Raw genomic sequence first — 12,483 nt, forward strand, 5'->3', positions numbered from 1 at the left:
AACCTCGCCCGCTCGACTTGCATGTGTTAAGCCTGCCGCCAGCGTTCAATCTGAGCCATGATCAAACTCTTCAGTTAAAATCATTTTGAAGTTTTAATCTAAACTTCCAAATCTGGCTCATCAATTTCCTGACTTAAATTTCGCTCAAATAAACTTCGAGTAATTTAAACCAATCAATCAATGAAATATTTTCGATCAATCAATCAGTAAAAATCCACACAAGTTGTTCTTCATAATCTCTTAATGATCTTCTCGATGCTTCGTCAGCATCAAGCTAGGTCGGCTATACTACTCTCTATTTTAAGAAAGTCAACATGTAATGTTGATTTTATTTTCAAACCCATCTACTCAAAACAAACTCAATTAATCTTAAACCAATCAACCAAGCTATTGTTTTTAAACAAGTTTTTATCAACATCACCGCCGATGGATGTGCATTATAGGTGAAATATTTCGCCTTGCAACACTTTTTGCAAAAGAAATATACTGGGTGTTTATTTTTTGTTCATTCTTACCTTTTCTACACACATTTTGAGCAAATTTGCTTTAATACATCGTTTCAATTAACTGTTACTATACACCCATCGGCGATATAACAGCTTTTGCTTACTCAGATTTAAGCGCTAGGATTCTTTATGTATCAACAAAAATATCTTTGGGTGTGCCTTGTTTCTTTAGGATTCATCACCTCAACACATGCGACAATGCCTTCTACTGAAGAAGTTGCTCAAGAAGAAACTACTGAAGTTATTGCGGCAGATTCATCTTCTGAAACTAAAAGTAGTCGTTTGAATGCGCTTAAAGAATTAAAAAATGTAAAAGCCAAAGATTTAAAAGTGAATGCAAATGCTGCACAACCCGATGAAGTCAAAGACCCACTGCAACCTTTGAACCGTCAGATTTATGCATTCAACGATATGTTAGATCGTAATATCGCGCGTCCACTTGCGGTTCAATATACAAAGAAAGTCCCTGGTGAAGTGCGCGGGTCATATCGTCAATTCCGAAAAAACTTGGGCGAACCTTGGAATGCGGTTAACCAATTGATTCAAGGCCGCCCTTTACGTGCCGCAAAAACTTTAGGTCGTTTTAGTTTAAATACGATTACTACTTTAGGCATGGCTGACCCTGCACGTCGTTTAGGTTTAGACACGGAAGAAGAAAATTTTGGTACAACCTTGGGCTACTACGGTGTCCCTTCAGGGCCTTATGTCATGCTACCAATTTACGGCCCAAGTACTTTCCGTGATGGTTTCGGCACACTTGTAGATGGTCAGGCACGTCCACAAAAATACATTTTAGATGGCAATGACCGTTTATATTGGTCGGAGCAAGTTATGCGCGGCCTAGATACGCGCTCGCAACTCCTAGATGTAGAACAAGTATTACAGGGTGATAAATATGCCGCGATTCGGGATATTTACTTGCAACGTAAAAACTTTGAAATTGCGAAAAAGAAAGGACTCGATGCAGATAGTATTTCTTTTGTAGATGATGAAAGCGAAGAACTTTTTGATGATCAAGAAGAAATAAACCCGCCTGAAGAAAGCAAAGAATAATTTGTAAAACATTTTACTCAAGGTGAGTTTTTACTTTCCTTGAGTATTCAGGCATTGTTATAGTAACGCTTTGTTTAGGTTCAGGGTCAACACAAAACTCTATGTATTTCATTCAACCCACACGTGATATTCCATATCTAGAACAGGTGCTCGACACACTTCCTAGTGTGCAAATGATTCACATAGATGACATCAGCTTGTATGACCCAACCATTATTGCAATTGCCGATGTGCAAGATTATTTAACCCATCAATGGGATTTACCTACGATTGTATTGGCCTTTGAAGATGAAGGCACGGCATTGGTACAAGCATGGGAACAAGGTGCTTTAGCAGGTTGGTTGTGGAGCCGTTTACCTGAAAATCCACCGCAAGCCTTACGCAAAATTGACGCACAATATAAACGCAATCAAGACAGCCGTGACTTACCTTCTGCTGCTGAACTACAAAAAAAATTACTGCCCAATCCTATCGAACTGTGCAACTACCGTGTAGATACGTTATTTAAGCCTTCGGCTTATTTGTCGGGCGATTGGTTTGATTACTGGAAAATCAGTGATAAAGAAATCATGTTCTATTTAGCCGATGTCTCTGGGCATGGTGTAACTAGTAGTTTACTAACGTCTTGGATGGCTGCATTTCATGGTCGCTCCAAAACACCACGCGAACTGATTAAGAAGCTGAATGGCATGCTGGTTCAAGAAAATATTGAAAAGCATATCACCATGATTAGTGGGATTTTAAATATTGAAACCCACGAACTGCGTTGGTCGAGTGCGGGGCATTATCCACCTGCCATTATTATCGAACCCAATCAAGCACCTAAAATTTTAAATACCAGTAGTTTTCCTTTGGGACTGACTGAAGATTTAGAAGTTGAGGAATTTGAGTGCGTATTAAATAAACAGGCGCGGTTTATTATCTGCTCCGATGGTGCGTTAGAACCTTATAGTGGTGGTTTGAATGAACAGTTTGAACAATTGGTCTTTCACTTGCAAAATCAATCATTCCAAGCCCCCGATCATGTAGCAGATGATATTGCGATCTTGAGTTTGTGTCGAACAAAATAACCAATAAATCAGCCAGTTAACTTCTCAACCCAAGATATACGACTGTAAGCCACTTGAGTCTATATAGTCGCTATGGGATAATTATCTAATCCTTCTCTGCAAATGGCATTTATATGTCAACAGGTCATGTTGAATATGCAAGTTTGAATGGAACGCATATCTTTAAGCTTTTTGGCGAAGTGCGTGCCCAATCTTGTATTAGTCTAGACAAACTACTCAGTAAAATTGAACAGCAATCTAATGTTGTGGGTGCAATTGTAGATTTAACCCAAACTACATTTATTGACAGTACAGTTTTAGGTGTATTGGCTAAGCTAGGCTTAAAACTGAAACAAATCCATAACATTCAAGCAGTTATGCTCTCTACTAATCCAGACATTACTACGCTCGCCAATAGCATGGGCTTAGGACAGGTGTTTGTGATTTTAAATTACTGTGGTGACCCAACTGTCTGCACGCGTGAGCTGGTAGAAGAACACGTCACGCATAGCAATATGCTCACTACGGTATTAGATGCCCATAAAACCCTCATGAAGCTGAATGAAAACAACCAAAATATGTTCGAACCTTTGGTGAAACAGCTACAAAAAGAACAAGATAATCTCGATCAATGTGCTGAGCAAAATCAGCAGAACGCTTGATCTTCACTCAGGAATGCTTTGATGACTTTACTTTCTGTTGCTCAAATGAACTCACAAAATGATATTGAGGAAAACTTCAAAATCATTGAAACATTGATTCAACAAAGTAAAGCCGATGGTGCAGAACTGATCGTTTTTCCAGAAAACTTTGTTTGCTTTGCCGCAGGTAAACAACGTGAAACCGCGGCGCAATTTGAAAGTATTCAGCAGCGACTAGAACAACTCGCACATCGTTATCAACTTTGGATTGTTGCGGGCACACTCCCATGCCCTTATCGTCCAGATGGTTCAATCATTCAAGATGGCCGTGTCCGTACTGTCAGCCTGTGTATCAGCCCTGAACGTACCGAAGCACGTTATGACAAAATTCATTTATTTGATGTGCAAGTTGGTGACGCTGTCGGTGGCTATCAAGAATCAAAATTCTTTGAACCTGGTACTGAAACCGTAGTTGCAACAACACCTTTTGGCAATATTGGCCTGATGGTGTGCTACGACTTGCGCTTTCCTGAACTGGCTTTGAAACTTCGTAGCCAAGGTGCAAACATTTTAACGGCGCCTGCAGCTTTTACTTATACCACGGGTGAAATGCACTGGCAGTTGTTACTGCAAGCTCGTGCCATGGATAGCCAATGTGCTGTACTGGGTGCCGCACAACAAGGTTGGCATGGTGAAAAGCGTCAAACTTGGGGGCATGCTGGAGCAAGCAACAGCCGCGGTCAAATTTTAGCAATCACCGCAGAAGAAGGCGCTCAACTACTCACGGTTCCTTTTGACTTAGACGAACAGCAACAGATTCGTGCATCAATGCCACTGATGCAGCACCGTGTTTTGGTTCAATATTGATTTTCACTCTGTATAAAATTACAAAAAAACTGAATATTATTTAAACAAAATCCCCCACGATATGATTTTGAACCATCATCTGAGGGATTAGAAAAATGACTTTAGAAAAAGCAGTTTATACAGCCCATGCAAAAGCCACTGGTGGTCGTGATGGTCGTGCAACGACGTCCGATGGTCATTTAGATGTTCAATTGGCGGTGCCGAAAATTATGGGGGGTACAGGTAATGGTACGAATCCTGAACAACTCTTCGCCGCTGGTTATTCAGCCTGTTTTTTAGGTGCAATGAAATTTGTGTCTAACCGAGATAAAATTTCGATTGCCCCTGCTGCCTATGTTGAAGGTGATGTTGGTATCGGCCCTATTCCAACAGGATTTGGTATTGAAGTGACGCTTAATATTCATCTTGAGGGTATGGATGCAAGCGAGGCACAGAAATTGGTCGATGCTGCACATATTGTCTGCCCTTATTCCAATGCAACACGTGGCAATATCAATGTAACGTTAAATGCGATTACCTGATGAACTCCTACCCTAAAACAAAATGTTTTAGGGTAGCTTCCTAAATTATCAAAATAAATTTTATAAAAAATATAGCATTATATTTCAAACATAAATAAGATAAGACGAATAATTAAAACCGAGTTTATAAGAAATGTCTGCGTTATTTTATGTATGGGATGCTGAACAGCATCATTTTCAAACAACAATTTCTACATTAGAACAGGCAGAATATTTTGCAACCAATCCTCAAGATTTAGGTTTTACAGAAAATCTGAAAAATTGGCTCATTGAAGTTGAAAGTATTGTGACTAATCCTGAACTTGCAGAAAACTTTGATGAAGAAATTATCCAGTTCTTTAGTAATGTAAAAGGCTTTTTTAATTTTTCTACAAATGTTTTTGTCATCGAATATATACAGGAAAAAAGTAAATACCTTTATAAAATATTGGTTGATACACTACGTAAGTATAATCTCGTTGCTTTTGATGCAAAACATTATGTGTTTTTTAGTCGGGATGTTATTTTCCCCGATCAGAAAAGTATTGAACAGATGTTAAGCTCTGTCGAAGCAGTATCAAGAGAACAGTTATTACAATTTAAAGCTATACCACAAACACAAGAGAAGCTCAGTATTTTTGCAGATCAGTGGTTAGATTTAAATAAAGAATCTTTAAATTTTATAAAGCAGAGAAAAAAAAATCAATTTAACGAAACTATATATCATCGAGATTTTAATGATCAAATATATGAAGGTATATTAATACTATGTTCAAGTAAAAAAAATGTTTTAGCATATAGCCAAATTGCTTTGGGAAGTTATATTCAAATTTCATCAGAAAAAGCAATCCGTATACTACGCCAACATTTTATAGATGATCATACCTTGCAGTATTTACCCAATATTCATGGAATAGAGGGGGAAGCAATTCATTTTAATGATCCACAACAATTGCAGCACGTGTTACAACAAGTTTATGATTTTTTAATTTATGATGAAGAAAAACATAAAGATCTGGAAACTTTAAATCAGTGGTTGAATCATGGAGATGAAAAAGAATATATCACAGGTCTAGGTGCTATCTCACGTTTAGTGTTAGCAAAGTATGTTAATGATCCTTTATATAATCAATTGATGCAGGAAGCTTTGCCATATGTAAATAGAAATAGATTTTTTAAGAATATGACTTTAGAACAATTCTATGAAAGATTAGAAATGGAAATAAAAGAGATTTTAGAAAAATAAGCTAATTTCATACCTACCAAAATATAAGATGCACTTTATAAGTACATCTTATATTTAAAAATTACAGAAAAACTCTCTACTCCGCCGCTTCATTGGTGACTCGAAGCACTTCTTCCAATGTGGTTTTACCGGCCAACACTTTGCGCAAACCATCATCCCGAATAGAACCCGACTGTTTACGCGCATAGGTTTCAATTTCATATTCCGCAGCATTGCCATGCACTAGACGGCGCATTTGATCATCGACCGGGACAATTTCATAAATGGCAGTACGCCCGATAAATCCGGTATGTGAACAGTGCTCACAACCTTTGGGTTGCGGTAACTTCAGTTCAGTGCCGACATCTAAATGGCGGAAAATTTCTGTTTCAAAAGCATCCGCTTCATGCCATGTTGCACAACGTGGACATAAGGTACGCACCAAACGCTGTGCAATAACCCCAATTAAGGAACTTGACAGCAAGAACGGCTCGATGCCCATATCTTTTAAACGGGTGACTGCACCAATGGCAGTATTGGTATGCAGTGTAGATAATACCAAGTGACCTGTTAAAGACGCCTGCACCGCAATTTCGGCAGTTTCTAAGTCACGAATCTCCCCCACCATCACCACGTCTGGGTCTTGACGCAGCATCGCCTTTAAAGCACGTGCGAAGGTCATATCCACTTTGGTGTTGACCTGTGTTTGCCCAATCCCTTCAAGTTGATATTCAATTGGGTCTTCTGCGGTCAAAATATTTTTAGAGCCATCATTCAAGTCTGACAATGCAGCATACAAAGTCGTGGTTTTACCCGAACCCGTAGGCCCTGTGACCAAAATAATCCCGTGTGGGCGATGCACCAATTGTTTTAGACGTTCATAATCATTTTGCATAAGCCCCAGATGAGTCATGTTTAAACGACCTGCCTGCTTGTCCAGCAAACGCATCACCACTCGCTCGCCATGTGAAGATGGCAGTGTTGAAACACGTACGTCCACCTCACGACCTGCTAGTCTGAGCGAAATACGACCGTCTTGAGGAATACGTTTTTCAGCAATATCGAGCTTGGCCATGACTTTAATACGTGACACCAACAGCGGCGCCAATTCACGGCGCGGTTGCACGATTTCACGCAACTGACCATCGACCCGCAAACGGACTGACAGTTTTTTCTCAAAAGATTCGATATGAATATCCGATGCGCCAACCCGAATCGCTTCAGACAGTAAAGCATTGATTAAACGTACAATCGGTGCATCATCTTCCTGATCCATCAGGTCTTCTGCTTCAGGAACTGAATCTGCCAAACTAAGCAAGTCAGGGTGATCTTCCAATCCCGCAGCGACTTGCTGCGACTCGCCTGTATCACCTGCAAAACTGCTGCTTAATAATTGGTGAAATTCCTGATCGCTACAAAGTTGATGCTGTGCAGGATGCCCCAAAAAACGACGCGCCTCCTGAATGGCAAGCATCGGCGTATTTTCACGACGTACAATAAAGGCATGATCGCCCTCATAACGAATTAACACCCCATGGCGTTTGGCAAAGCTATACGGTATTTGTAATTGTTTCAGTACTTGCATCAGCGATTATAATAATGATGAAAAAATTTAATTTGAGTGTACTCTAAGCGTATGACAGCGTGAAGTCTGTTTTCGCTGATTTATCAAGAAAGGGATAGGCCATTGTCACAAAATCATGAGATTTCAGAAACTGATTCGGCTAAATTAAAATGGTGGGGTGACTATGAGTTTGAGCTCAATCGTCCTAAAACGTGGCAATTTGGCTCACTCTTAGTACGTTTGACCCGTGGTATGCAAGAATGGCGTTTGGAATATTATCGCCCGCAGGTTCAATACGATTATGAACAGCAATGGCATAACATTGATGATCCTGAATTTGCCTTTCCACAACCTGTGAAAATTGAACGCTATATGTTCAAATCTACACAAAGTAAATTACAGCTCATGCCTCGTTTGGCAGACCGTTCAGTGGTGATTAAACCTGTCGATCCAATTTATATTCCTGCGGGGCAACGCGGTACATTGTATATCAGCACACCGTTGTGGATGTCTGCCTTTGTCGATGGTCAACGTGAACCCATTTTTGATTTGCCGATTATTCGCCCGAAAGATACTTGGTTTGGCCCCAATCATCGTACAGGTGAAATTTGCTATGCCACAGCAGTCGATGGCCGTACCGAATTACATCAATTAAAACCACGTGCATTTCGTGCCGTCACGCCGATTGAATTTCACAACACCAGCAATCAACAATTGCGTTTTGACCGAATGAATGTGCCTGTGCCTGCGCTGCCTTTATTTTTCAGCGAAAGTACAGGTCGTTTATGGACTTCACAAATTAAAGTGATGCATGAAGGTTTAGACCGCCCGCCACGAATTCGGATTGAAAATCGCACCCCGCCACATGCAGGTGAAGTGACCTATTTGCAACCACCGCGTGAAACGGCAGGTGCTTTATTTAATATGTTTGATTCATTTTTCTAAGAGGATGTTATGGCAGATTCCAATATTTCCAAAGAAATCACCAACAGCCTCAAAGGAATTTTTACCAGTATCAATACAGATCGTCTGACCGAAATTTTGGTCGCAATTGTATTGTCTTTGATTGGTTTCTTAATTGCACGTTTTGTTTCCAATACTTTTGTACGCACTATTGGCGCACGTTTTAATGCGCATCAACGCTTAGTTTGGCGACGCGGGATTTTTTACTTTATTTTCCTGCTGTTTGTGATGGCGAGCCTGAAAGAAGCAGGCTTTAAACTCAGCGTGTTTTTAGGTGCAGCGGGTATTTTAACCGTGGCTTTGGGTTTTGCCTCACAAACCTCGGCATCCAATTTAATTAGTGGTATGTTCCTGATTGGCGAAGGTTCTTTTGAAGTGGGCGATACCATTCAAATCACCCTGATTCGCGGACACACCATTGAAGGTGAAGTGATCTCAATTGACTTACTTTCAGTTAAATTGCTGACCCAAGACAATATTTATGTGCGTTTACCCAATGAACAATTGATTCGTGCACCCGTGCATAACTTGTCCAAGTTTCCAATCCGACGTGTGCCCATTACCCTCGCGATTAATTTTCACGAAGATATTATTAAAGTGCGTGAAGTGTTGCTCAGTGTCGCCAATCAATATCCGCTCGTGCTGTCTGACCCTAAACCCGCGGTGACAGTTACAGCTTTCCGTGAATCTTCAATTGAATTGTTGTTTGCGGTGTGGTGTCAGCAAGAAAACTTTTTAAAGGTACGTGATGAAATGCAGGAACGTATCCGTAATGGTTTCCTAGACAACCAAATCGAAATTCCTGTACCCAAAATGGGTTTTGTTGATCATCCTTTATCGCGCCCTTTAAATAATGAAGAACTTGATCAATATGCCAATGCCCAAGCACTGAAACGAGAACCTGACTTAAAGTAATCGTTTCAGTCTTCGACACTTTGCCTCTAACTAAACTTGAGGATCTGCTCAAGCTTTGGAAGACGGCGAAGTGTTGTTTTTTGCGAGATCTGGCTCAGGAATTGGGGCGATATATGCAATCAGTAGCATACCTAAACCTGCAGCAAAGAATGACAGCACGCGCATTAAAGTCCCAATATTAGATAAATCTAAAAGCACCAATTTTAAGGTCACAATCACCAAAATACTGCTGCCTAAAATCCACAAGGCACGTAATTGTTTCAGACTGGCAATCCACATGGCGATACAAGCCAAACTCACCCAAAGCAAGGTCAAACTGAGCTGCACAGTGGCATCTTGCCAAACAGCAATTTGGTTGATTGGCGTTCCCAAATACAGATGTAAGGCACGAAATAGCACATAACTACTTAGCCACAGTAAACTCAAGACCATAATTACCGCTGCCAAGCCTTGGTCTAAATGGGTTTTGCGTTGCAGATTCAACATCCACAAAATAGCCACCAACATGGCTATACTAACCAAATCAAATGGATTCAAAATAGGCAGTACATAGCCGTAAAATGCGTGTTCAGTCAACAGTTGTGAACATAGCATCCACATCAACATGAAGATTAAATTGCTACGCGCATACCAAAATTTGCGCCAATCTGAATCCGGTTGTTGCCACCAACACCACGCCGCAAAGAGCAATGGTAAAATCACCACGCTGCTATACGGATGCTGTGGTAACAGCGTTAAACTCGCCATCGCCAAAATGGGTAACAGTCCTAAACTCAGCCATTCTTTGTCGCTGCGGACAGTCCATAAAGGACGCAACCACAACACACTGAGCACGCCTGCAAACAAGGCAAATAGCAGACGTTCAGTACCCGAAACCCAATGCACCGCTCCATCATAGCTACGGCTGAATAATAAACCTGCTGCAGTGAGCGAAACTGGCGTTAGACCTAACCATTTGGGCAATAGCCATGACCATGTCGCTTGACGAGAAAGTAGTACTTCGTTGATAAGTAAATAAATGACCACCACCGCCAAAAGCGTCTGTACGGTTGCAAGTTCTCCATCAAAGTAATCTAAACCTAACCATAGCCATAAACTGGTTGCAGACAACATCATTAAACACAGTACGCTCGTGGTTGCTGTGCTCAGTTGTTGTCTGAAAGCTGCACGGCTGTTGGAAAACACCACAACCGTGGCATAACTTAGGCTCAGTACCCAATAAATACTGCGCTCGAAATAAGGCAACTCTACTAAATAATACAGCCCAGATAAGCCCGCTACGGCAAACAAACCTAGTGCCAAATAACGGCTAATTTTAGAATATTGAATAAAGGCAAAAATAAACACAGCCACGCCTTGTAATGCCCAACCAATGACACTCCATTGTTCAGGCAGTAAAATAGGTGGAATCAATACACTAAAAATCAGCATCAAACTGAAATAACTTTGTGCAATAAATTGTGTCTGCCGATGCTGTTTGGTCAGCCAATACAAACCTGCAAAAACCACCGCAAATAACAAACTAAAGGCTGCCTGCTCTGCTGTTTCTTCAAAATACATCAGATATAAACAGGCATAACCGACAATGGGTGCGCCAAAAATCAAGGCAAGGTCTAAAATAGGTTTCAGCTGAAACGTGGCGACATCTTCCTGTGCCAAAAGCTGACTAAAGCGAAAACCCAACCAAATAAAAATAGCCGCATGCGCCAAAACTAAAAGCGTTAGCACCTGCCGTTCAAAGATATAACCATGATAAAAGGCATAGCTGCCACCCACCACAACCGTCATTAAAAACGCAATTTGATTTAAATATTTCCACGGACGTAAACTACTTAAAATGGCAACCGAAATATTAATCAGCAAATAATAGGCAATAAATTCAATGGCTGTTGCATTACGAACAGGTAAAGTAAACGGTGCGAAATACGCAATCAGCATTGCCATGAGGGCAAGTTCGACTGATTGTTGTTTTAAACTCAGCCAGAGCGTGAGCAACATCACCACTATAAAACACAGACTGGCGATAGCTAAATTTGGAATGACCAAATTGTAATAGGCAAAAAATAAGGTCAGACACAGCCCAGCCAACCCCAAACCTTGCACACCCAAAGCAAAGCTGCGATTTTTGTTGCGTAACAGATAACCGAATACTGTCACTGCTGCACTCACGCCAGCAAAGAACAAAAGTTTCACTGCCAAACTAAATTGCCAATGTTCAGTAGCAAAACGTAGCAGTAACACCACGCCTATGAGTAACACTACAATTGCTGCTTTTAATACAGGATTACCATGTATCAGCCATGATTGAGCTTGTTGCAATAAACTGTTACTTGATGAGCGCGACTGAGTTGCAAAAGGTGCAACAGACCTTGAGGATTTGGCTAAATCTGGAGCTGAATATTCTTGATGTAGATACTCTTGGTCTTGATATGGATAAGAAACTTGAGCTGCTTGTTCCCGAACAGAATTCGGCTCGCTCGATAATGTGGAATCAGATTGAATAGCGATGGTTTCAGGTTGAGAAGCGGTTGATATAACACCCTCATCCACATTTGCCTTAACTGATGAAAGACTTGCATCAACTTCAGATGTATTGGCTAAAATATGCTCTGCGAATTGCGTTTGAACCTTTTTCTCTTGAGCATTGGTCTTTTGAGGATAGCTCTTTTGAGCATGCGCCTGAAGCTTAGCGGCACTTTGTAATTGCTGTAATTGATACAGTCCTTGCTCCAAACGCTGCAACCATCGCAACAACATAAAAATCCATGCACTTAAAGCAATAGATGTCAGTAAATACCAATCCAGCAATATTCCTAAAAAAGCAATAAAAGCGGCGATATATAAAGGAGTTTTAGAGCTTTGGCGTTGTACTTGTGACTGTGCATCCACAACCTGTTCCAGTGAGTTCTGCACTCGTCCCACAAAAAACATCACGCTGACCACCGTAGCAACTGCACAGATATAACTCAGCATCGGCACACCGAGCCACCATGCGCCAATTGAAATTATGATTAATAGCATGAACCAAATGATTCGAATTTCATTCTGCCCTGTCTGCATTGCTCTTCATTTTATTGATATTGTCATGGCTCCGATCATACAACAGACAGCACGATTCTGAATCAGGATTCATCAGCAATTCGGTAACTGTGCGTCTGCAACACTTGCCTTAAAAATCAGTTTCTGCGACAACTGCAAAA

The 12,483-nt window shown here is 40.8% G+C and carries 10 protein-coding genes and 1 rRNA gene; 8 read left to right on the forward strand and 3 right to left on the reverse strand.

Going from position 1 to position 12,483, the window contains the following annotated elements:
- Window positions 1-77, reverse strand: a 16S ribosomal RNA gene (locus FTV43_RS15895); the annotation flags it as partial.
- Between the two features lie 558 nt (window positions 78-635).
- Here FTV43_RS15895 and FTV43_RS04905 point away from each other — a divergent pair.
- The 6 genes from FTV43_RS04905 (at window position 636) to FTV43_RS04930 (ending at window position 5,862) form a co-directional block, all read left to right on the forward strand.
- Window positions 636-1,559, forward strand: a complete 924-nt coding sequence (locus tag FTV43_RS04905; RefSeq protein ID WP_179994990.1) for a VacJ family lipoprotein — start codon at window positions 636-638, stop codon at window positions 1,557-1,559.
- Between the two features lie 101 nt (window positions 1,560-1,660).
- A complete protein-coding gene (gene gigA / locus FTV43_RS04910) occupies window positions 1,661-2,629 on the forward strand; it encodes an RsbU family protein phosphatase GigA (protein ID WP_154320391.1) in 969 nt (322 codons plus the stop codon).
- A gap of 113 nt (window positions 2,630-2,742) precedes the next feature.
- Complete coding sequence (gigB, locus tag FTV43_RS04915; protein ID WP_004975187.1) at window positions 2,743-3,270, forward strand: anti-anti-sigma factor GigB; 528 nt, start codon at window positions 2,743-2,745, stop codon at window positions 3,268-3,270.
- A gap of 21 nt (window positions 3,271-3,291) precedes the next feature.
- A complete protein-coding gene (locus tag FTV43_RS04920; protein ID WP_179994991.1) occupies window positions 3,292-4,116 on the forward strand; it encodes a carbon-nitrogen hydrolase family protein in 825 nt (274 codons plus the stop codon).
- A gap of 95 nt (window positions 4,117-4,211) precedes the next feature.
- Window positions 4,212-4,637, forward strand: coding sequence for an organic hydroperoxide resistance protein (locus FTV43_RS04925; RefSeq protein ID WP_104852447.1), 426 nt, complete (start codon window positions 4,212-4,214; stop codon window positions 4,635-4,637).
- A 133-nt stretch (window positions 4,638-4,770) separates the two neighbouring features.
- Window positions 4,771-5,862 (forward strand): hypothetical protein, encoded by a 1,092-nt coding sequence (locus FTV43_RS04930; RefSeq protein ID WP_104852448.1) that lies wholly within the window; start codon window positions 4,771-4,773, stop codon window positions 5,860-5,862.
- Window positions 5,863-5,938: 76 nt separating this feature from the next.
- Here FTV43_RS04930 and gspE read toward each other — a convergent pair whose 3' ends face one another.
- A complete protein-coding gene (gspE, locus tag FTV43_RS04935; protein WP_104852449.1) occupies window positions 5,939-7,426 on the reverse strand; it encodes a type II secretion system ATPase GspE in 1,488 nt (495 codons plus the stop codon).
- Between the two features lie 102 nt (window positions 7,427-7,528).
- On the opposite strand from gspE, the gene FTV43_RS04940 reads away from it, so the two are divergent.
- A complete protein-coding gene (locus FTV43_RS04940; protein ID WP_004975182.1) occupies window positions 7,529-8,350 on the forward strand; it encodes a hypothetical protein in 822 nt (273 codons plus the stop codon).
- Between the two features lie 9 nt (window positions 8,351-8,359).
- Entirely contained in the window at window positions 8,360-9,283 is a 924-nt protein-coding gene (locus tag FTV43_RS04945; protein ID WP_096902425.1) for a mechanosensitive ion channel family protein, read from the forward strand.
- A 48-nt stretch (window positions 9,284-9,331) separates the two neighbouring features.
- On the opposite strand, the gene FTV43_RS04950 is transcribed toward FTV43_RS04945, so the two are convergent.
- The gene (locus tag FTV43_RS04950) at window positions 9,332-12,343 is read right to left on the reverse strand and encodes a DUF2339 domain-containing protein (RefSeq protein ID WP_179994992.1); all 3,012 of its coding nucleotides are present in this window, start codon (window positions 12,341-12,343) and stop codon (window positions 9,332-9,334) included.
- Between the last annotated feature and the right edge of the window lie 140 nt (window positions 12,344-12,483).

It is taken from the genome of Acinetobacter sp. YH16053, assembly GCF_013417035.1.
GTDB classification, from domain to species: Bacteria; Pseudomonadota; Gammaproteobacteria; order Pseudomonadales; family Moraxellaceae; genus Acinetobacter; species Acinetobacter towneri.